Source organism: Cyclonatronum proteinivorum (genome assembly GCF_003353065.1).
Lineage (GTDB): Bacteria > Bacteroidota > Rhodothermia > Balneolales > Cyclonatronaceae > Cyclonatronum > Cyclonatronum proteinivorum.
In genome coordinates this window covers 1,285,272-1,306,241 of sequence record NZ_CP027806.1, presented here as the reverse complement: position 1 = coordinate 1,306,241, position 20,970 = coordinate 1,285,272, and the positions used below count along the sequence as shown (strand labels likewise).

Sequence of the window (20,970 nt, the reverse complement as noted above, 5' to 3'; positions counted from 1 at the left end):
TGGAATAGTGCGCTGCGTTTATTAACTACTGAAGCCCGCCCCATTCACAAATTGATGGCGGGCTTTTAATGTCAAAGTACCTTCTCACAAGTAGCACGAAGCACATCAGGATCGACTGCGTTACGTAATCTGCTGTTTTTGGTGAGATACCCGATGATACGTTCGTTTTTCACGAGCTTGGGCGGCTTGGTAGCGTTTGGATTCATAGCCGAATAAGCTGAAAAACGATTTCCGAATCTACCATTGCTGTTCCATATCGCATCCGGTCTAAACCTGCTTCCATACGTGCCGCTGCTGTTAAATACCGAATTCAGACGGAAACGGTTAACGACATGCCCAAGCGCTGTTTGATTGTCATCCTGCGCCACTATAATGCTTCCGTTTACCTGCCAGCAAAGGGACTGTGCCTCAACATGTACACAAAAAAAGAGCAGCTGAACCATACCTGTTAAAAGCCATTTTCCTTTCATAAGACCTTTATTTAAACCGAAGCTCTCTGAAAGCAAGAAGCATAAAAAAAGTACCCAAGCCAATCATAAGCACAGCAATTACATCACTTTGGGTAATTCCATCGTAAGGGTTAAAGTAGTATAGGGTAGGCCCTTTAAGCCAAAGCGGTGGGTCAAATACAATCATAGTTGCTGCGGCTCCGATAAATACTATCCCAAGAATAATGAGCAGCCATGCGTGAAAAGTCCGCCTTTTGCGCTTCACACGCTGTGCATCATCTGAGTTAAGCCGCGCATTTTCAAGTAAAAACAGCACTTCATCAAGCACTTCTTCCCTGTCCTGACCTTTGCTCTTTTGCGCTTCGATTTTTTTGCTGATGTTTTTGAAGTGCTTGTCAGGATTTTTGCGGGATTTTTCTAACTCTGCTTGTGCGTCATCACTCGTAAAGTAGGTTGATTCCAGAATTTTGAGCGCGTCATCCACAGATTTCTCACGACTATCCGAATCATTTAATCGTAAGCGAAAAGCATCAAATTTCTTTTTTGAGTCTGACATTAAAATACGCTGTTAAAAACTCCTGATCATCCTGGAAAACACAGCCTGCAATGCCCTGAATTCGGGACCCGGCTACATACCCATATCACTAACCGGCAGGTATTGTGGTGAAATTTTCCATAGTTTAATTTAAGCTTTTTTTTCTCAAATCCAATTTCAATGGTCAGGTATCGCTACCTGTGGCAGGACAGGTCTTTATTCAGGAGTTTTAGATTTCACATTTTTGTTGCCCTCCATTTTAATAAATTAATGAATGAACATATTGGCGCTCAACCCAACACCATCCTTCTTTAATACCTATGACTAAATCAACCGGAATGCAACAAAACCTGCCTATCGTAATGATCAGCATGAGCCGTTGGGACGGCGACTTCTCCTCCGCAGCATGGTCGATTGCGCGCACTTTCGCGCAATCGCAGCCGGTGATTTATGTGGATTACCCCTACACTTTCGCCGATTTCGTGCGGGAGCGGAAACAGCCGAGCGTACAGGCCCGGCAGCAGGCGCTTCTGTTTGGCAAAGGCGGCCTCAAAAAACTTGAGCAGTTTGCCCCGCACCTCTACGCGCTTACGCCGCCACTCATGCTTCCCTGTAACAGTTTTGAGGACGGCGCACTTTACCGCACCCTTCAAAACCGCAACAACAAAGTACTTGCCCGCAGTATCCTCAAGGCCCTGAAATCTCTTGGCTTCCGCGATTTTGTGTTCTACAACTCCTTTAACCCGCTCTACCTGACTACGCTGCCTAAAGGGTTCAGGCCTAAAGCCGTGCTGTATCAGTCGCGCGACAACATCCGCGCACTTGAGCCTTATCTGCGCAAGCACGGCGCGGGCGGTGAAATCACGGCCATCCAAAACGCGGATGTCAGCTTTGCGACCTCGCGGCAGTTGCAGCGTGACCTCGCGGAGCTCTCCGGCGAAGAAGTCGAATACCTGCCCAATGCCGCAAGTTTCGGCACCTTCCGCAAAGCTTACGAAGATGATCTGCCCCGCCCTATGGATTTAGCCGAAATCCGCGGTCCGATCATTGGCTACACCGGCAACATTTGTCACCGGCAAAATTACGACATCCTGCAGCGGGTCTGTGAAGTTCACGCGGATAAAAATGTCGTGCTTGTCGGGCCCCGCAATCACGCGGGTCACACCGATATTGACCTCGATGCCATCCCCAACCTGCACTTTTTGGGTCCCAAAAAGATTGACGATCTCCCTGCCTACCTCGCACACTTCGACGCGCTCATTTTACCCTTCAAATGCAACGAAGTCACCAAGAGCATTTACCCGCTGAAAATCAACGAATACCTCGCCTCCGGAAAGCCCGTGATTGCAACGCCTTTCTCCGAGGACATTCAGTCATTCGGCGATGTCATCGCCCTCGCCGACGGACCTGATGCCTTTGCTGCGGCCATCACCGAAGCCCTTACGGCCAACACATCTGAAAAAGCGCGTAAGCGTTACGAGCGCGCATCCCAAAACACCTGGGAGCAGCGGGTTGAACAAATCCGGGCGTGGATGGGCGATGTGATGGGGTAACACCAAGCACTTTTCCTGGGGGCTCCTTGCTCATCATTGTTTTTCGATGCATTTCATTTGCCCCCATACCTAAGATCAAGGCGTTGCTATTTTTCAAAAGTCTCACAGGAAATCAAATACGCCTTCATTTTTAGCCTTCAACTCAGGCAGGATCTTGCTGATTTTCGTTTCGAGTGCGCCCCGTTCGTTTTGCAGTTCATCGAAAAGCTCAAGCACATATTTTGTGTTCATATCCTTGTGCTCGACTACATAGTGTTCCATTTCAAACAGCGCGAAAAGTTCACGGTACTTATGGCTCCAGCTGATGGCCATGCAGGCTATCCCGAGACTTAGGGCAAAAATCAGGCTGTGGAAGCGAGAGGCGATTAATAAATCTGTTTCCCGGATGATGGCCTTAATTTCTTCAGCAGACCGGTATCCGCTAATGAGCGTCACATTTTCATTGGCCGGAATGGCTTCGTACAGGGTTTTACACAGATAGGCATCATCACGCTCCTGCGCGCCTTCCGGCCGAATTTCGTTGGGTATAAGTACGATGTGGTAGCTGTTTTTCAGGCTTTCAATAACATTTAACAACAGCTTCAGATACTCGTTTTCAGGGCCGCGCTCAGGGTATTTCTCGTAAATGCGCATGTTCGGGGAAATGCCAAGCACCGGCCTGTCAAGCGGGTTTTCATAGCCGCAATCCGCCAGGATTTTTTTTCCGTCGAGGGTTGGAATAGGAAAATGAAAGGCAATATCAGGCAGCAGGTACATATCTTTGGCCGGTTTTTGCAGCAGATTGGCGAGGTAGGTGCGGCTGACTTCATCACGTGCAAAAAAAGTATCGGTTCGGCTGAGCATTTTGCGACAGTTTGCAGCTACCTGCGGATCGCTGAAGCCACCCCATGCCTGTGGCATGAAAATATACGGCGCATCTGATTTTTTACAGAAATCCATCACTTTCAAGGTTTCAAGCGGCTGAATGTATCCGCCTTTGTCACCGTAGGCAAATCCGCTTACATCAATGGCCGTTTTGAGGTTTTTGATCTGCGGAAGCTTTTCCGCCGGGGTATAATCGGCGTAAGGCTTAGATTTGAGCTTGAAGGTTTTTCGGAGCTTCCCGGCCACCTTACCCATAAAAATTCCGAGGGAAGACCGGTCTACATATAGCGGGATGATGCCCTGCATGCTTGCAAGCTCTGACTCGTTTTCGTGGCAGATGGCGTAAATAACTGCGTCTTCATAGCGCTGCAGGATCTTATGCTGCACCGTTTTCAGCATGGCTTCCGCGCCTTTATTGGTGAAATTGGCACCTACAATCAGAAATGATGGCTTACTCATAGTTTTTTGTTTAGCAGTGATTTAACAAGGTCAACAATCCCAAGAATGCGGCTGCGCAAGGCCCCGATCGGGAACCATAGTGCAAGATACAATACACCGAATACCGCAGCATAAAGGATGATTTGAAGGAAAAGATGAATGTCGAGTTCTATTGCGACAAGCTGATACAGTGCCGCAGCTGAAAGTATGGAGATTAAGCCAGGTGCTGCAACTGTTTTGAAAAAATCAGCAACCCGAACCGGTGTATTTTTAAAGCAATACATCAGAGAAGGTATCAGAATAAGGTAGTTCACTATAGCATAACCAATTACAAGACCGTTTAGCCCGCCATAATACATACCAACAACAAAGGCGATGGTCACAAATATCGCATTCCAAAGTCCCCAGAAAAAGAACCGGGTGGAGAGTCCGCAGGAAAGCATCACCATGCCGCGGGTACTTGCCGTAGGCTGAATGAAGGCCGTAATAGCCAGCAGCTGAAAGATGATGGCCGCTTCAACCCAGTTCGGACCGAGCAAAAACAGGATGATGTCATCGGCGGTGACGAACAGGAACGCAACAATCGGCATAGAGAAAAAAGCCAGCAGAAACAGGTACTGTTCGTAGTAGTGACGGTACTTTTCGGGCTGTTTATGCAGCGAGCTGAGCGCAGGTGTCGCAACAGCGTTGAGAGGATCGCGGAGCTGCGTGATAGGCAGCATCAGCAGCTGATAGGCTTTGCTGTATAAGCCCAAAGCGTCGGAACCGATCTGACGACCAATCAGAATATTATCGAGGTTGCGCGAAAAGTAGTTTATCATGTTGAAGCCGGAAACGCCGGCTCCGAATCCGATAAAATCTTTGATGGACCAATCTATTCCCGTCCAGTTAGGACGCCAGTCGCACCGGAACCAAAGCAGCACGGCTGCAATAGCAGGATTAAGCACGTTGATGGCGACCAAGGCCCAGTAGCCGTATCCGGCGTAGGCCATCCAAAGGGCGGGCATGAGGCTGAAAAATGAGGCCGCTATGGTGATTTCTGACAGCTCTTTGAAGTGCATTTGCCGGCTCAAAAGAGCCTGATGCTGCGTGGAAAGCCCGCCGAAAATCGCAGCAAGCGAGTAATAGAAGGTGATGCCCAGCAGCAACGGCTCATCATAAAACCAAACGAGCAGCGGCCCCATCGCAATGATGATGAGCGCGAGCAGGATGCTCACCAGGAAATTGAACCAGAACACCATGCTCACCAGCCGCTGATTCAGCCCGTCCATCTGAATTATGGCCTGTGCCATCCCCAGATCCTTGAACATGAGGATGAAGCCGGTAAACGAGGTCACCATCGCGACAAGACCGTAATCTTCGGGCAGCAGCAGGCGCGCCAGGAAGATGGTCGTCACGATGTTGATGATAAACGAAAACAGCTGTGCCCCGACCGTTCGCAGGCCGCCTTTCACGGACTTCCCCTTCAGGTCCTGACCGAGATGTTCACGGTCGAACCATTTTTGATGCGGATCAGGCCCCGGCGTTTGCGTCACGGATGATGTTCCGTTTTAGAAGTTGATCTGGCGTTTTTTTCTGTGAGAACGGGATGCCGCCTTCCGGGTCGGCAAAGCCTACGCCAATGCACATCAGCACCCGCTCATCATCGGCTACGCCAATCAGGTTTTCCATTTTTTGCTCGAGGTACTCAATATCCGGCCAGTTGATGGTCACCGAGCTCAGTCCCAGGGTTTCAAGGGCAAGCACGAAGCTCATGGAAAAGAGACCGCCATCGAGATAAATCACGTGCCGGTCGCGCTCGCTGAGGTATGCACTGAGTTTGCCCACGAGCAGAATCATCACCGGGATGTTCTGATAAAATGGCCGGATGCCCATTGGGATCGCGCCGACGAGGTTTTTCATTTGCTCATCCGTAAAGATCCGGAACTCAAATGGCTGCCGGTTACAGGCTGAAGGTGAATACGTTGCTGCACTTACTGCCTTTTCAATGAGCTCATACGGCACTTCCTTTTGCTGGAAGTATCGCACGGAGCGTCGCTGTTGGGTGAGTTTGAGGAAGTCCTCATAGCTCACATTGCTTTTGGTACCCTGAATCCGCTTGTAAGGCACATAATCAATTTGCTTGGGATTGAAATCAATTTTGTGCTGAATAGCCTGAAACTGTTCATAAGCTGGCTTTATTTCGGCATGACTGGTGTCGACTGCATCGAAATAAGCCTGCAGCACGTTCGATGCCCATTTCAGAAGTTCGGTATCAATATCACCTCCGGCTGCAACGTGATTGGAAAGCACCTCATAGTTTTTTACCGTATCGCCGATGTAATCGCGGGCAAAGACGCTGCGGCGGTTTTTCATAATGAGCCCTTTCTCAATCCGGTGAACCTGACGCCTTAAGTGAAAGGCATTGGGCTTTTTCTCTTTCAGCGCCTGAAGGTGCATGTATTTGCCCTTCAGTACTTTTTGGTGCTCGCGGGAAAAATCACTCGAAAAAAGAAAATAGTACAGGTCGGCCAGTTTGGGATGTTTGTGCACAATCGGCAGCAGCCAGTTGTTTTGCACATAAATTTTAATGTCGTAAAGTGCCATAAAAACGATTTGCTAAATGAAGGAGATAAAAATCAGAATTTGCGAATGCGCTCACCCGAAAGATTGGTCACGCTTGCGTTTCCGGATGAATCGGTAATGAGCTGCGGATTTTGCTTTACATTCGTGCGCCCAAGATGCCAGAATACGCCCTGCCAGTATGCTTTCAAAAGTTTAAATTCGCGCTGTAGCAGCAATAAGAGCGTATTTTTTGGGAAAGCTGCAATCACAAAGAAAAGCAGGCTCGATAAATATTCCAGACCCTTAGTGTTTCGGCGCATGTAAAGCAGGCGGCCACGCACCATATAAAAGGATTTGATAACAGAGTTTTTACCGACGGTGAGTGACTCTTTGTGGTAAATTTTGGAAGTGCCAACATATCGCGCTTTGTAACCAGCGCGCTTGGTCATTTCGCACCAGTCATGCTCCTCGTAATACAAAAAGAAAATATCGGGCATGAGACCCACTTTTTCAGCTACTTCACGGGAGACCATCATGGCTGCCCCGTGCACCAGCTCGGTATCACGCACAACATCGTGCTGCCCCTTATCTTCTTCCCCGTGCCCGCTGTGCCCTTCCCGCATGGTGAACTTATTGATGCCCGGCGTGCCTGCGAACTGAATAATGCGACGCCTGCCTTCTTCATCAAAAATAATTTTGGGAGATGCCATCCCGACCTTAGGGTCTTTTTGAAACTCAGCCACAAGCGGACCGATAAAGTCCGGATCAACTTCGGTATCATTGTTCAGAAAGATAAAATAGTCTCCTTTGGCAGCAGCTACGCCGAGGTTGTTTGCTCCTGCAAAACCAAGATTTTCATCACTGCGAATAAGTTTCACTTCAGGAAAGCGGGATTCAATTTCCGCAGGATCCTCTTTTGATGCATTATCGACCACGATGATTTCAACATTTGGCCATGTTACCTGCCGTACGGACGCAATCATCTGCAGGGTATAAGCCAGACCATTGAAATTCACAGATATGATGGATACCAGCGGAAATTCACTCATTATTAAATGTCATTAAATTGATCGTAATGATGCTGCCTGAATATCTACTTCTTTTTATTGAATAAAGAATCCAGGAAAGACTGCTGTTCAATAAGATGGGGTTCCTCTTCGACTTCCTCCCCGAGATCACGCCTGCGTTGCCTGTCGAGTGCCAGTTTATTATCAATTTTCAGAATGTTTGTAACCCCGGCCGCGCAGAGGAAAAATACAGCATTTATAGGCGGTGAGCCAATCGTTTCCTGGGGATAATTTGTCAAAATTAACCCGAATAAAACAGCAATAAACATCAGCTGAATCGTTTGCAGGTCAGGATCCCGAATTCTGAAATAATTTTTAATTCCTTCGTAAGCAATAAAAAAAAGCAGGGTGTTAAAAATCAGGAGACCAATCCAGCCCGCTTCTACCGCTGTTCGCACAAATCCGCTGTCAGGCGGGAACTGCGAGAGCGGCGAGTGCGGGGAAAAACGCTGCCCCCAAACCCCCGTACTTCCGAGTCCGCCCCCGATCGGGTGGGATCGGATAAACGGCTTGATAAAAGCCTGATTCTGTTGCCGGACTTCAAAGGAGGAATCATCCCCCGGCTTGAAGGCACTCTGAAACTGCCGGATGCGGTCGTTACTGAAAGGGATATTGATAAAGCTCATAAACAAAAACCCGCCTATGGCCGAAGCAACGAGGATACGCTTATCTCCACTAAAAATCACAAAGGTGACAATCGCTATAATAGGCACGACATAGGCGGCGCGGGTTCCGGAGACGATCATACCGTACAGCATTATAAAGGCTGCAAAGATATATACCAGTTTTAAGCCCAGACTTCTTACCGTACCAGCCATATATGCAGTTGCTACCGCACTCAACGACATGAGCACGCCAAAGACCATGGGTCCCGAGAAGTAGGACCACACCCTCACGTTCCCAAACTGATAATAGCGCCTGAACCTTACGGGATCCGCCGTTAACCAGGCCCACTCAAACGCCATAAGCCCAAAGATATCCTGATAAATGCCGTACAGGGCTCCAACAAAAGCCATTCCCAGCCATAAATAGATGAGAAGTTTGAGGAAATCAACCGAGTCAATGGTGTAAAGCAGGATGAAATACAGAATCATAATTGCAGCAATACTCCGGATGGTGTACACCCATGCAAGGCGTGATGCTGCCCAAGGGTTGGCTACAAGTGCTATGTTGTACAATATCCAGATCAGCACAATGATCCCGATGGGGTGCCGGGCAAATGACCAGTCCCGCTCTGTAGCCTGTTTTACAATAAGCCCAAATAGCAAGCCTACAGTTATAGCGTCGAAGGAAATACCAAATGGAATACCCGGGATTAGGCGTGTTAAACCAAGAACGGTAAATAAAAGCACGTAGAGCAAGATAACACCGAACTTGAGATTAAATACAACCCCAAGTCCTACAGGTAAACCTATAGCCGCACCGGCTACCAGCACCATTGGTACAAGACCAAGTTTACCAGCTACCACGCCCATAAACACAGCTGCAAACGAAAAGAATATTAGTCCCGCAGGATTCTGAAGCTTTTCCCTGATGGTTACCTTATAAATCCACCACTTAAGGAATTCAAACTTATTTTTGTGCTCAGGCGTCTCTTTTCGGGTATCAATAATAAAGTCAGACATGCAATACCTCCTGCAAGATACCATGAATTGAAGGAGCTGCAAGGCTACTGTAGCTTGTACATGATACAGGTTTCCCATGACCGAAACGTAAGATCAAATTACGGCGCTGTTTTTCCTGTATTGATATGCACAAACACGGTGACATCTCAAACTACAACTTTGAAGAAAAAACCTACGCAAAGCGCGGCTGCAAGTCCGATGGCAGCGAGCATGCGCAGCCGATCGATTGGGTCCAGTTCCGGAGCATTGGTTTTGCTTCCGTCGGTATCGATCTCTGATTCCTTGTATGGACGAATGATCATATTGCTTTAGCCTTTAACACGTTTAAATTCTCCGATATCGAATATGACTTCTTCAATCGTAAGTCTCTTTTCATGGGTAGTTTCCATAAAAGAAGTATTGGCCTTTTTGATGTTCAGCATAGCCATGAGCTGCCTGAAGATGAACAAGGGCACGGATACGAGGGCTTTCCAAATGCGTCGGTCCGCCTGTGCAAGCATCAGGGATACCATAAATGTTAGTCCAAATATAAGTACGGCAGCGCTCATCCATGGGGCAAAAGACGGGGTTAAAAGCCAGCTTAACACAGCCAGAAAACCACCCGCGAGCAGCATCAGAAAAAGAGGGGGCGTTGATATCATCAGCCCAAACAGAAGTGCGTTGGATGAAGCCCGTTTTACACCAAAGCCCGCAAGCGAAAGGGCTTCTTTGAAATACCCGAACCAGGAGTTTATCCATCGGGTCCGCTGACGCTGCACTTGTGCGGCCGAAACTACTTTCTCGTCGTAAAGCACCGCATTGGGCGCGTATGCAATGATATGCCCCAGCTCAATCAGGTGATTTTGCAGGATTTTGTCTTCGGCAACGATCACTTCCCCTTCCGCAAAGCTTTTCTGCGTTTCATCAAGCAGTTGGCTGTACAGGCTTGTTTCTATGGCCATACCAGAGCCTGCAATAGTCGCTGAACTGCCAAGTCTGAATGGCGCGAGCCGCTGCGTGATGTGATAGTAGTGCTCGCCTGCGGCATCAATGCAGGCCATGTTGGTATTCAGGTTTTTGGCTGTACGACGCGTCTGGACAGCTTTGTAGCCCTGCATCAGTAATGCATTCAGTTCTTGTAAATATTTAGGATGAGCAAGGTTATCCGGATCAAAAACCAGGGTGTACGGGTATACGCTTGCATCAATTTCTGACATCGCCATCCTGAGCGAGCTTACTTTGGAATCGAGCGGTGCATCAGGGTATAGAATGCTAAGCTTCTGGTTTTTAGGGTCACTGTCTTCAGCTTCACAGCGATCAGCTACCAGATAAATATGAAACTTGCCGTATTTTTGTTTGAGGAGGGAATCAACCAGCAAAAACGCAAATTCTTTCTCTTTGTAGGCGGTAATGACGCAGACAATACCTGTTTCCTGATCGCTTTGCCCTTCATCTGCCATACCTGAGGCCATCGCACGGTCTGATTCACTCACGGGCATAACAGATGAGGTTATTAGGAACAGAAAAGGCAGCAGCAGATAAAAGCAGGCTGCAATCTGTACAGCGAGAAATACATAAAGAAGGATATCAACCATATACAGACCTATGAATCAGGTTACCGGGAGTGGAGAGAACACAAGGTTAATCAATTTGATCAGCAGCCCGCTTAAACCGGAATGCACCTTTGATATTCCCCCGAATGATTTGCTTAAACACGCGACGCGGATAGCTGCGCTTTTTATTTAGCTCTCCATATACATCCTCGATCTGATTAAGCTCAACTTTATTGAGAATACAGCCCTCAAAGGATATTGGAGCTTCATTTAGCTCAACAACCAGCTCACGATCCAAACCATTAACTACTTCACCAGCTGCAAATGCAAGGATGATGCTATCGGCAAAAGGTAAGAGCTCCCTGGTATTGTTATGCTTAACCAGCATGGTTGAATCAATGATGACGCTGTCGTACCCTTCAATCAGTTGTTCAAAAGCCCGCTCAACTTGCGCTTTAGGGGCGATTTCATTAATGGTCAGGTTTGAAATATCGCAACCCAGCACAAATATATTTTCATGTGTTGTCGGGCTTACCGCTTCATCAAGGCTTATTTCACCACGAAGATACCGTTCCAGCGCCGGCTCACTTTGAAAGGTTTGCGTAAGCTTATTGCTCAGCATGTTGGCGTCTACCAGCAATACCTTTCGGCTTGTTTGGGCAAGCGCATAGCTTAATAAAATGGATAGAAATGTCTTACCCGTTTTAGGCTGCGTACTTGAAATAATCAAACGCCTGCCTTCCGTATACGGCAGGGTGTTGCTTCTAAGATGCCTGACAAGAGATAAGGTAGCCTTAATGGTAAGGTTTGAACTTGACTGCGCAAACATTGCCGGTATATCAAGCTCATCGTCTTCCAAACCGGGAATGATACCAAATACCGGTTTCTCAAGGGCATTTGCCAGCTGACGTGCCGTTTTAATCGTCAGGTCGAAATACTCTATGACGAAAACGGAAACGAGGGCAAATCCAAAGCTACCCGCCCCGGCAACCAGGATAATGAGAATCTTTTTGGATGGCAGCGGATCGCGGGGCGGCATGGCACGTTCTATCTGTTCGACCTGCGCACCGCTGTTAATGGTCTGTTGCTGCGTGAGCCGGAATTGGTTCAGACGGTCGAGCATGGAAAGATAATCCCGCTCTGCCAGATCAATTTCCCTAACATAGGTATCCTGAATGGCTTCCAAACGGGCAAACTCCCGTGTGAGATTGGCGAGTCGCTGCAGCTCCCTGTCAATATAAATCAGGGCTTGCCTTGCCTGTTCGCGATCGAGCGCCAGCAGCATTCGCTGCGTAATGAGCTGCTCGCGGGCAACCCTTGGGTCGGCAATGGCCTGCGTGTTCATATTAGAAACAGAGACATGGAGCAAATCGCGTAACTCCGCAACCTGCTGCTCGAGTTCATCAGCCAGAGCCATCTCACCCCGAATCACAGCGTTTACGCGTCGGCGGTTAAGCTCCGACATTTGCCGGCGGGATGCCGCAACCTGCGCATTAAGTGCTGCTTGTCTGCCCTCTGTAAAATCACGACCGGAATTATCTGTTAATACTACATCGAGACTGTCAATCAGGCTTTCGGCTCCCCGATAGGTTCGCGTCTCCATTTGCCGCAGGTATTCAAAGTCAGAAACCTGAACTGCAATGGCTTTGGTTTGTTCGTAAAGGTTCGTAATGCTGTTGGCTACTTTAAAATTTTGAAGACGCCGCGATCGCTCATCAAGTTGTATCTCGCGCAAGCGAACCTGTTCGAGGTAAAAATCGATATTGACTCCGAGCAGCTGATTTTGCCTGAACCGATAGAACTTTATGAATAAATCAGCAAGCTCATTGGCTATAAACGCTGAAAGTCGCGGGTTTTCCGATTCGACCAATATTTGAATGTAATCACTTTGCCCCAACCGCTGAATTCTGGATCTGTTTGTAACAGCTTCAGGCTCATAGCCTTTGGCAACCATGAGGTTGTAAACCGTAAGGCCATACCCTTCCGTCAGGTCAAGTGGTTGCGTTGAATCTATATAGTACGTTAGCGAATCTATAAGACTTGCTCTCGCAGTTGGGGTTAGGTCTTCAAATTCTGGTGTGTCGGGTCGGAAGCCACGACCCGGGTTTTGCAGATCGTGCCTTAAAAGAGAAAACGAAACGAGACTGATAACCGGTCGGGAATTGATAAGCTCCATAAAGTTTGCATAACGAAATGCAATCTGATCACGATTTATACGTGCGTCGGTTCCGGGAGCACTTTGACTTTCGATAATACCGCTGGAAATAACCGATCTTGCACGATACTCCCCTTCCATATTGCGCACAAACACATACGTGATCAATACCGTTACAATGGGTAACAGTATCAGCAGCGGAAGATATCTGTAGAGGGTTCGTAAAAACTGAATTACATCCATTGCCTATTCCTCAGCGTCCGTATCATTTTCATCGTTTACATCAGCAGGCTCCTCACTTTCCTGCGAAGGCAAAAGTTCGGTTTCGTTATTACCTTCGCCTTCATCATCATCATGTTCTTCTCCATCAGCATCATCCGCAAAATCATCGCCAAAGACATCTTCAAAAACAGATGCAATCGGCACACCAATCAGCTCTTCAACGGCAAAGCGCGCTTTGAAGAAATCAGTCCTTGCTGTAATAAGACGCTGCCGGTCAAGAATGAGGTACTCTTCTCCACGCTGTAGCTGTTCAATATTAAGATCACCTGCTTCAAATCTTTCACGAACAAGATTTACGGTTGACTGTGAATTTTCGACTGCTTCCAAAAACAACTGATAAAGTTCAGCACTTAATAAAAAGAAAGAATAGCGGTCAATCACATCATTAAATATTCGCTTACGCTGAACCTCGAGTTCGTAGCGGTATAAATCGCGCTCAGCAATAGCCATTCTTATCCTGCCGGGTGTACGGGCAAGTCGTCCAAGATTGATATTAAATGCTATACCTGCACGATTGAAAAGATCAGGGCCTGCCTGATCCTGAAGCTGTTCCGGGTAGAAATTATATGTGAAAGTAAATGCGTCTAACCACTCTAATCTTGCATTACGCACGCCATAATTCGATTGTACGACAAGTGTCTCTGCAACCCTGTTTGACTCGTGATTTTCCCAGGCAAGTTGCTGTAATCGTGCTATAATCTTGGGATCATCACCACGGTCTACTTCCGTTTGGACATTTAATACCTGTGCAGAAGCCTGTTCTGAATTGACAGTTACAACGATGAGACCCAGTGCAATAAGCAGGGGAAACGCACCGATCCACTTTGTAGGGCATCGGAATTTCATTTCAAATAGGGTGTAGATTAAGTATTTCTTAACGATTCAGGATATCACTATACAGCTTTAGTGTACCAAGAGCTGTTTGTTTCCAAGAAAAGCGTGCTGCGTTTTGCTTTCCGTCAGAAATAAGCTTCAGCCTGAAATCATCATTATGAAGCACTTCCAGAGCTTTATCGGCAATATCATTAAAATCAGCAGGATCTACGAGCACCGCTTTAGAACCTGAGACTTCGGGCATGGATGAAGTATTAGAAGTAATTAGGGGCGCACCACATGCCTGTGCTTCGATAATGGGAATGCCGAAGCTTTCTCTGAGAGATGGATACAGAAACAGGGCGCAAGAAGCATATATAGCCGGCAAATCCGTATTCTTAATATAGCCCGGCAGAACAAAACGGGATGCAAGCTCTTCTGCCTGATGCGCTTTGAGCATTTGTTCAAGCCTTTCAGGCGCATAGTCGGCAATTACCATCTTCAGATTTTCAGGGCCTTCGCGCAATATTCTTAAAGCTGCTTTTAAAACATTGGGAAGGTTTTTTTTGGGATCGGTATTACCGAGAAAGAAAACAAACTGATCCGGCAGCTTATACCTGGCTTTTACCGCTTCTTTTTCTGTTGCTGTGGTTTCAGCAAAGAAGCGATCTGAGATGCCGTTGTACACCACATGCACGTTGGTTTTTTCTCCAAAATGCTGTTGTATCCGCTTTTTCTCAAACTCTGATACCGTTATCAGGGCTTTGGCTTTTGGTACAACCCTGGGTACGTTCCACTTCCTGTAGACCGTCCCGAGTTTTTGGTACCATGTAGCCCCTTTTACACCACCCTTCTCCAGATAAATAATGTCGTGAAGGGTAATTATCAATGGTACAACAGGGCTGACCGGGGCTGTGTTGCTTGTTGTATGAAGCAAATCAACTTTATACCTGTTCAGTGCCGCTGGCAAAGCGATCTGTTCCCAATAGGGGTAGGTTGTAGCTGGCAGTTCAATTACGTTAACACATCCTGAAGAAGTAACACAAACATCATCATCGGGTTTCACAAAGACAAAAAACTCGTAACCTTCGGGCTGCAGTTCAATAAGCTGCCGCACCGTTTCAAGCGCAACCATATCCATACCGTGCTTTTTCGGTCTGAATATGCGCTGGGCTTCTATGGCTACTCGTTTTGTCATAATCAATTAGTCTTATTCTAATATACAAAAAAAAGAATTACACATTTTCACTTTGGAAGAGTGCCGGTATGGTCATGAGCATAATTTTAATGTCAAACCAAAAACTGAACTCCTCAGCGTATTTCACATCGAGGGCGATGCGCTCTTCTTCGGTCATATCTCCTTTACCGCGCTTCGTCACCTGCCAAAGACCTGTAAGACCCGCGGGTGCTAAAAAACGCTTCGATGCGAAGTCAGTCGTGAGCTTTTCGGCTTCATAAAGCGGAAGCGGTCTGTTGCCAACAATAGACATGTCACCCTTCAGTACGTTCCAAAGCTGAGGTAATTCATCAATACTGGTGTTACGTATAAATGCCCCTAATTTTGTAATTCGGGGATCATTACCAATTTTTTTGAAGGCAGCACCTTCCTTAGTTGCTTTTTCGATGAGGTAATCAGACTCGTCTACAACTTTATCATCCTGATATAAAATTACTTTTTCCTGATTTTCTTTCAGACTCTCGCCGCCTTCTGACCCCTGACTACTGGCCTTTTTCTGCATTTTCTGAGAGATTTTATCACTGCTATACATATTAAGATCTTTCAGCAAATCCATCTGCTTATCAGCATCGGGTATCATACTTCTGAATTTATATAAATCAAAAATATGGTAGTTTGAACCAACTCTTTGCGAAATATAAACTGCAGGAGCTGAGGATTCTTTCTTTAACAGCAAATATATAACAAGCATTAAAGGTGACAGTATGATTAACAGAACACCTGCAACAACGATATCGAATATTCGCTTTATTAAGAGATTAAATTTTCGATTCATTCTAACAAATCTATCACGGTCAAATATTATTTATTCGTTTCATTTTATTAAAGATTCTGTAATACAACTCTTCAGGATTGAAAGGTTTAATTACATAATCATCAGCACCCGCCTTAAAACAACGAATACGATCTGAACTGCTCTCATTCGCAGAAAGAATCATTAATGGTATTCCATCATACTTACTATTCCCCCTAACGTAATCCATCAAAGCATACCCATCCATTTCGGGCATATTTAGATCGGCAACTATTACAGTAGGTAAATTCCCTTCTTCTATCCAGTCTTTGGCTTCTTTGCCATTTTTTTTTGCAATTACTGTAAAATGCTTTTTTAGATAGAACTCAAGAAGTTTTCTAATACTTATTTCATCATCAACGATGAGCACTTTTATATGATCAAACATAGTTTTATAATATAATATTAGGATTCAGCGAGATAATTGTTCAATTCGTCATTGGCTTTATTAATCAGACCTTCAAGCTCATCAATAAGCTTTTCAATCATTTCAAAATCACCGTGACTTTTAGAAACAGTCTCAATTTGCTTAATTCCCGATTTTTCAAGGTCAATTCCGACATAACCCAGAACTGGTTTTAATTTATGCGCAGCGGCCGCAATTACGGCATAGTCACTATTTCTCAATCCCTCTCTTAAGGATTCAATGTGACCACCTGACTGATCTACAAACAGATTTACCATTTCATCGATAAATTCTTTGTTCCCGTCAGAGATCTCGTTCAGATATGCGAGATCGGTTACTGTTTCATTGTTTAATGCTGCCATATCAGATGTATCTTCTTTGTTTTCATGGTTAGGGTTGTTGAGCCATTTTTTTAGATTATCAGGGAAAAATGGTTTTCTGATAATACCATTCATTCCTACTTCCAGACAGTGCTTTTCATCTTCCTTGAGAATGGATGCTGTAAGCGCGAGTATTGTGACCTGATCTCCACGCACTTCTCTGATTTTTACTGTTGCGTCATAGCCATCCATCACAGGCATCTGAATATCCATTAAAATGATATCAAATTGCTGCTTCGAAGCTATTTCTACTGCTTCTCGTCCGTTGCACGCAATTTCATACTTCGCATTCCATTTGTCCAATATTGTAGTGACCACTTTGCGATTAATCGGGTGGTCATCTACTACCAAGATACGCATATTTTCCAGAGACTCATAGCTAACCTTATTCGTCCCTGCCTGTTTAAGCGTAAGCACAGGAATACGGATCACAAAAAGACACCCTTTTCCAGGCTCACTTTCAAGCGCTATGTTTCCGGAAAGCATGTTTACCGTATTTTTAACAATGCTCAGACCGAGCCCGATACCACTGTACGTACGTGTGAACCCCTGTTCTATTTGAGCGTACTTTTCAAAAACATAATCCTGTTTATCTTTTGAAATACCGATTCCTGTATCTTTGACCTTTAGAATAAGGTAATCGTGATCATTCTCATTTTGTTCAAAGGAAAGCCTTGACTTTACATATCCATCAGATGTGAATTTAATCGCATTATCAGTGAGGTTCTTAATGATATTCCGGATTTTCACAAAGTCAGATTCAATTAACTCAGGCACATCGTCATCAATATCAGCTTCAAACCTCAAGCCTTTTTCAACCGCTTTGTCGCGGAAAAGCTCCATTATGGGTTTAATATCGCGCCGCACGTCTATCTGATCCGTAGAAATTTGTATCGTCTCGGCTTCTGAAGTAGAAAATTCGGCGATATCTGACAGGACTTCCATAAGGTTAGCCGAAGATAGTTTTATAGACTCCAAAAATGAGCGTTTACTTATATCATTTTCAAGGTCTTCAAGCTGTTCTGCGAGTCCGACAATGCCATTCATTGGCGTGCGAATCTCGTGACTTAAATTTGCAAGAATCTGATTTTTGGAATCAAGCTGTGCAGCTAAAAGGCGTTTCTCATTTTCAAGCTGCAGTATCTGCTTGCGGGATTTCATAAGGTTAAACAGCCAGCGACCGATGAGCCGGAATTCATCCTGATGGAAACTTGAGGCCCAAAGTGCTTCACTTTTATCTCTTGTACGTTCAAATGCTGCAAAACCCTCAAGCTGTCCACGGTTCAGGTACGGAACTATTACAACATATTTGATACCCATAGCTTCCAATACTTCAGCTTCTATTTCGGGAAATGAATCCGGGGGCCCGTAAAGCACATTATTTTGCGACAATAGCGTTGCCCATCTTTCAAAATAGGGATTAACAGGTATTTCCGAAGCTTCAACGTTTTCTTCCTGTATATTCCCTAAATCATTCCATTGCAGCATCTGTGAAAAGTACCCAAGAGCCGGATTCTCAGAAGTCTGCTCATAAGTAATGTCGTATAGGGTTATACGATCAAATTCTATTTCATCAGTGATGTCTGATAACCTTTTGCTAAGTTCTTTAAAAAAAATATCCTTACCAGCCACTAAATCGAGCGAGGAAATAAGATGATCAATAAGTTCGTAACGCATGAGAAATCTTTACAAGGTTAACAGACATGTATTGTAGTGCATTGTAGGAGGTTAACGGCAGGTATTGCGATCTAAAGTGATTTTTCGGTTTTGACCTGCTTTTATAATTAAAGTATAATTTTGAACATTTACAGCCACTATTTGAGCTAAATTCTTTAGTGATCTTGTGCTGACCAGATGTACCAAAAGCCTGAGCAGCAAGCTAAGACTTGCTGCTCAGGCAGTTACTTCTACTGATATCTGCAGATTTATTTAATCAAGTGCTTCATTCCGAATATAGAGCCGTCCATTCACCCGATTTTCTGATTCATCCGTAAACCAGTCTGTATTCGATGTTCCGCCAGACTCTGCCCATTCCCGAAAATTAGGAAATGCCAAAGTCATATCATGTCCTTCGAGCGGATAAGGAATACTTTCGGGAACGTGAATGGCCCAGTTTAACCCACTTTCCGATACAAAAAAGGTATCGGTGTTGGGATCAGTTGCGTCATCAACAGTTCCAAACAGGGAGGTGTCTGCAAGGTCGGTAGGCGCCATGCCCGGCAGGTGTATTTCCTTACCCCGGTCGTCTACACGAAAAGTGAAAATGTTGAAGGGTGCCGTTCCCAATACGCTTCTTTCGATTGCATCTCCGAAGGTAATGGTCACCGTAAACTCATCATAAGGAACATGTCTGGCCGGATTTTGAGTATTTTGAAAACGACCAAGTTCACGAGTTGTATCATCTGTGAAAACAACAACTGCATTGCTTTGCTCCGCCTCTGTTCCGTTGCCATTAAGCGTTACAATACCACCGCCAATGTTTTGACCCGTAACAGACTCAACACTTCCGGGTGACACCGGTAACATTACAGCAAGACCATTGCTCACTGCTGCACCTGTTGCACGAATCTTTATACTAAACACAAGGTCTTTAATCTGATCATCCGCGTTGGTTACTTTATTGAGGTTATAATCTATAACCAAATCGTTCATATCATAGTCGCCCAGTGCTGGCCATAGGTCTTCAAAAGCCATTGTTGCATATACATTGGCAGCGGGGAAGAAGTTGTTAAAAGCACGAAGCGGGTCGTCCGGGTAGTCATCTTCATCATCGGGAACGCCATCTCCGTCAGAATCTGTAGCACCCTGAGTGCCTGCGCCCGGATTACACGATGAAGAAGGAATAAAGGCGTCGCAGAAGGTAACCGCTGCGCCTATAGTCCCGGTATTGGTAATTCCATTGCCTGATTCCAAACAAAGATCAAGGTTGTTGGTAAGATTACCACCACTGTTTATCGTTGCGGTATTCGCAATATTAAATCTTGCATAGGCTTCAGTCGGACCTGTTAGTAACGAATTGGCTGTAAATGACTGAGCAACGACCAAAGCACCGGGTCCGAATACATTGAAGTTACCCCCACCAGAATTCAGTACATACGGGCCATTTATACTCAGGAAATCATTGTTGATGAACTCAGCATTTTGCTGAAAGTTTTGCCCAACCTCAAAGGAACAGGAGTTGACCGTTGAAGCAGTTGAGTTATTCGCGAAGGTGTTGCCTACAGAGATGAAACCATTGTTGTTGATGGTTCCGCTATTGTTGGTCAGATTGTTGCTGGCCGTAAAGTTACCTTCATTATTGAAAGTACCACCTACAGAAACAGTATTCGCCGTTAGGGTACCATAGTTATTAAAGGTATACGACATATTCACCGAATTCTGCGTCAGGCTTACAGTTCCGAAATTATTTACTACTGATTGCTGATTATTGATCGCAAAATTGGAAGAGGTTAGTGTTCCGCTGGTACCAATCTCAAAGTTTGGACGGCTGCCTCCCCATGACTCAATGTTAGATAAAGTAAGCTCACCGCAAACACGAAACTCTGCTCCGGTACTACCACCTGCAAACCTTACCACACCATTAAATGACGACCCATCGGCCATACATACAGTCTCGTTCCCGTTAACAATCAAAATATTCCCTTGGTCACCACTAATTGCACCAGTCAGAATACGGTCACAGCCTGTATCACACCCATTGGGCACATTCATTAACCCCGCATCACCAGCACCGCGCTGCTGCGGCTCCGAACCTGCAACAACGGTAAAGGTGCCGCCAGGCGTAATTTCAACTTTCTGAAAACGGGTGAGTTCGCCGGGTGATTTAGTAGCAACCCAGACTGCGTTCACATGCGCGGGTATGCTCAGGTTAAAAGACCTGCTGTCGCCGTCAGTAATCGCAGCCCGCTGTATAACCCGCCCGTTATCAGCCGGGTGAGCGGAAAGTATGGTTGCGATGACGCTTTCCGTTAATTCGCCGCGCTCAACATTGATGGTAACATCATTGGTCGTATTAAATGTAAAGCCGGCGGGAATACGCATGCCCTTAAAGCCGTCTTCAGGCTCTTGGGTATCGACAGGGCTGTTTGAACAAGCCGCAAATAAAATGAGGCTTATAACAATTGTGCAAGTATAGGTGAATAGTGCTTTCATAATGAAAAAGCTATGTGTTTATGTTTTCAAGCTGTCTGCGGTTATATCGAAACCTAAAGTAACAAACCAAAAGCCATAAAGGAGAACTTATTCGACAAACACACGCTAAGCTTCGATGAATCAGCACATTTACTACCTCCAATCT

General features: G+C 45.7%; 17 protein-coding genes. 1 reads left to right on the top strand and 16 read right to left on the bottom strand.

The window, feature by feature from the left end:
- Positions 1–71: 71 nt before the first annotated feature.
- Both CYPRO_RS05180 and CYPRO_RS05175 read right to left on the bottom strand, forming a co-directional pair.
- On the bottom strand, positions 72–443 hold the full coding sequence (locus CYPRO_RS05180) for a hypothetical protein (protein ID WP_164682562.1): 372 nt from the start codon (positions 441–443) through the stop codon (positions 72–74).
- Between the two features lie 34 nt (positions 444–477).
- Positions 478–1,005, bottom strand: coding sequence for a hypothetical protein (locus CYPRO_RS05175; RefSeq protein WP_114983597.1), 528 nt, complete (start codon positions 1,003–1,005; stop codon positions 478–480).
- Positions 1,006–1,304: 299 nt separating this feature from the next.
- Here CYPRO_RS05175 and CYPRO_RS05170 point away from each other — a divergent pair, with 299 nt between their 5' ends.
- Entirely contained in the window at positions 1,305–2,537 is a 1,233-nt protein-coding gene (locus CYPRO_RS05170) for a glycosyltransferase (protein WP_240644843.1), read from the top strand.
- 102 nt (positions 2,538–2,639) lie between these two features.
- Here CYPRO_RS05170 and CYPRO_RS05165 read toward each other — a convergent pair whose 3' ends face one another.
- From CYPRO_RS05165 to CYPRO_RS05105, 14 genes are all read right to left on the bottom strand, one after another.
- Complete coding sequence (locus CYPRO_RS05165; protein WP_114983596.1) at positions 2,640–3,860, bottom strand: polysaccharide pyruvyl transferase family protein; 1,221 nt, start codon at positions 3,858–3,860, stop codon at positions 2,640–2,642.
- A complete protein-coding gene (locus CYPRO_RS05160) occupies positions 3,857–5,374 on the bottom strand; it encodes a lipopolysaccharide biosynthesis protein (protein ID WP_114983595.1) in 1,518 nt (505 codons plus the stop codon). The genes CYPRO_RS05165 and CYPRO_RS05160 overlap by 4 nt, the downstream gene beginning before the upstream one ends.
- Entirely contained in the window at positions 5,352–6,425 is a 1,074-nt protein-coding gene (locus CYPRO_RS05155; protein WP_114983594.1) for a nitroreductase family protein, read from the bottom strand. The genes CYPRO_RS05160 and CYPRO_RS05155 overlap by 23 nt, the downstream gene beginning before the upstream one ends.
- 32 nt (positions 6,426–6,457) lie before the next feature.
- Positions 6,458–7,432: a glycosyltransferase family 2 protein gene (locus CYPRO_RS05150; RefSeq protein WP_114983593.1), complete on the bottom strand. Its 975-nt coding sequence runs from the start codon at positions 7,430–7,432 to the stop codon at positions 6,458–6,460.
- 44 nt (positions 7,433–7,476) lie between these two features.
- Positions 7,477–9,075, bottom strand: a complete 1,599-nt coding sequence (locus CYPRO_RS05145; RefSeq protein ID WP_164682560.1) for an O-antigen ligase family protein — start codon at positions 9,073–9,075, stop codon at positions 7,477–7,479.
- 146 nt (positions 9,076–9,221) lie between these two features.
- Entirely contained in the window at positions 9,222–9,377 is a 156-nt protein-coding gene (locus CYPRO_RS16540) for a hypothetical protein (RefSeq protein WP_164682558.1), read from the bottom strand.
- Positions 9,378–9,383: 6 nt separating this feature from the next.
- On the bottom strand, positions 9,384–10,553 hold the full coding sequence (locus CYPRO_RS05140) for a glycosyltransferase (RefSeq protein WP_164682556.1): 1,170 nt from the start codon (positions 10,551–10,553) through the stop codon (positions 9,384–9,386).
- A gap of 142 nt (positions 10,554–10,695) precedes the next feature.
- Entirely contained in the window at positions 10,696–12,783 is a 2,088-nt protein-coding gene (locus tag CYPRO_RS05135) for a GumC family protein (RefSeq protein ID WP_164682555.1), read from the bottom strand.
- Between the two features lie 225 nt (positions 12,784–13,008).
- On the bottom strand, positions 13,009–13,890 hold the full coding sequence (locus CYPRO_RS05130; RefSeq protein ID WP_114983589.1) for a TolC family protein: 882 nt from the start codon (positions 13,888–13,890) through the stop codon (positions 13,009–13,011).
- 28 nt (positions 13,891–13,918) lie between these two features.
- On the bottom strand, positions 13,919–15,055 hold the full coding sequence (locus tag CYPRO_RS05125; protein WP_114983588.1) for a glycosyltransferase family 4 protein: 1,137 nt from the start codon (positions 15,053–15,055) through the stop codon (positions 13,919–13,921).
- Positions 15,056–15,092: 37 nt separating this feature from the next.
- Positions 15,093–15,869: a sugar transferase gene (locus CYPRO_RS05120; protein ID WP_114983587.1), complete on the bottom strand. Its 777-nt coding sequence runs from the start codon at positions 15,867–15,869 to the stop codon at positions 15,093–15,095.
- A 19-nt stretch (positions 15,870–15,888) separates the two neighbouring features.
- Positions 15,889–16,275 carry a response regulator gene (locus CYPRO_RS05115; RefSeq protein ID WP_114983586.1) on the bottom strand — a complete coding sequence of 129 codons (387 nt, stop codon included), beginning with the start codon at positions 16,273–16,275 and terminating at the stop codon, positions 15,889–15,891.
- Between the two features lie 17 nt (positions 16,276–16,292).
- Positions 16,293–18,350: a sensor histidine kinase gene (locus tag CYPRO_RS05110; RefSeq protein WP_114983585.1), complete on the bottom strand. Its 2,058-nt coding sequence runs from the start codon at positions 18,348–18,350 to the stop codon at positions 16,293–16,295.
- 252 nt (positions 18,351–18,602) lie between these two features.
- Positions 18,603–20,825, bottom strand: a complete 2,223-nt coding sequence (locus CYPRO_RS05105) for an LruC domain-containing protein (protein ID WP_114983584.1) — start codon at positions 20,823–20,825, stop codon at positions 18,603–18,605.
- Positions 20,826–20,970 lie beyond the last annotated feature (145 nt).

Coding starts and splice junctions, on each gene's coding strand:
- CYPRO_RS16540 (WP_164682558.1), bottom strand. CDS start 9,377: ATGATCATTCGTCCATACAAGGAATCAGAGATCGATACCGACGGAAGC.
- CYPRO_RS05105 (WP_114983584.1), bottom strand. CDS start 20,825: ATGAAAGCACTATTCACCTATACTTGCACAATTGTTATAAGCCTCATT.
- CYPRO_RS05155 (WP_114983594.1), bottom strand. CDS start 6,425: ATGGCACTTTACGACATTAAAATTTATGTGCAAAACAACTGGCTGCTG.
- CYPRO_RS05150 (WP_114983593.1), bottom strand. CDS start 7,432: ATGAGTGAATTTCCGCTGGTATCCATCATATCTGTGAATTTCAATGGT.
- CYPRO_RS05165 (WP_114983596.1), bottom strand. CDS start 3,860: ATGAGTAAGCCATCATTTCTGATTGTAGGTGCCAATTTCACCAATAAA.
- CYPRO_RS05135 (WP_164682555.1), bottom strand. CDS start 12,783: ATGGAGCTTATCAATTCCCGACCGGTTATCAGTCTCGTTTCGTTTTCT.
- CYPRO_RS05180 (WP_164682562.1), bottom strand. CDS start 443: ATGGTTCAGCTGCTCTTTTTTTGTGTACATGTTGAGGCACAGTCCCTT.
- CYPRO_RS05170 (WP_240644843.1), top strand. CDS start 1,305: ATGACTAAATCAACCGGAATGCAACAAAACCTGCCTATCGTAATGATC.
- CYPRO_RS05115 (WP_114983586.1), bottom strand. CDS start 16,275: ATGTTTGATCATATAAAAGTGCTCATCGTTGATGATGAAATAAGTATT.
- CYPRO_RS05120 (WP_114983587.1), bottom strand. CDS start 15,869: ATGAATCGAAAATTTAATCTCTTAATAAAGCGAATATTCGATATCGTT.
- CYPRO_RS05175 (WP_114983597.1), bottom strand. CDS start 1,005: ATGTCAGACTCAAAAAAGAAATTTGATGCTTTTCGCTTACGATTAAAT.
- CYPRO_RS05140 (WP_164682556.1), bottom strand. CDS start 10,553: ATGCCCGTGAGTGAATCAGACCGTGCGATGGCCTCAGGTATGGCAGAT.
- CYPRO_RS05125 (WP_114983588.1), bottom strand. CDS start 15,055: ATGACAAAACGAGTAGCCATAGAAGCCCAGCGCATATTCAGACCGAAA.
- CYPRO_RS05130 (WP_114983589.1), bottom strand. CDS start 13,890: ATGAAATTCCGATGCCCTACAAAGTGGATCGGTGCGTTTCCCCTGCTT.
- CYPRO_RS05110 (WP_114983585.1), bottom strand. CDS start 18,350: ATGCGTTACGAACTTATTGATCATCTTATTTCCTCGCTCGATTTAGTG.
- CYPRO_RS05145 (WP_164682560.1), bottom strand. CDS start 9,075: ATGTCTGACTTTATTATTGATACCCGAAAAGAGACGCCTGAGCACAAA.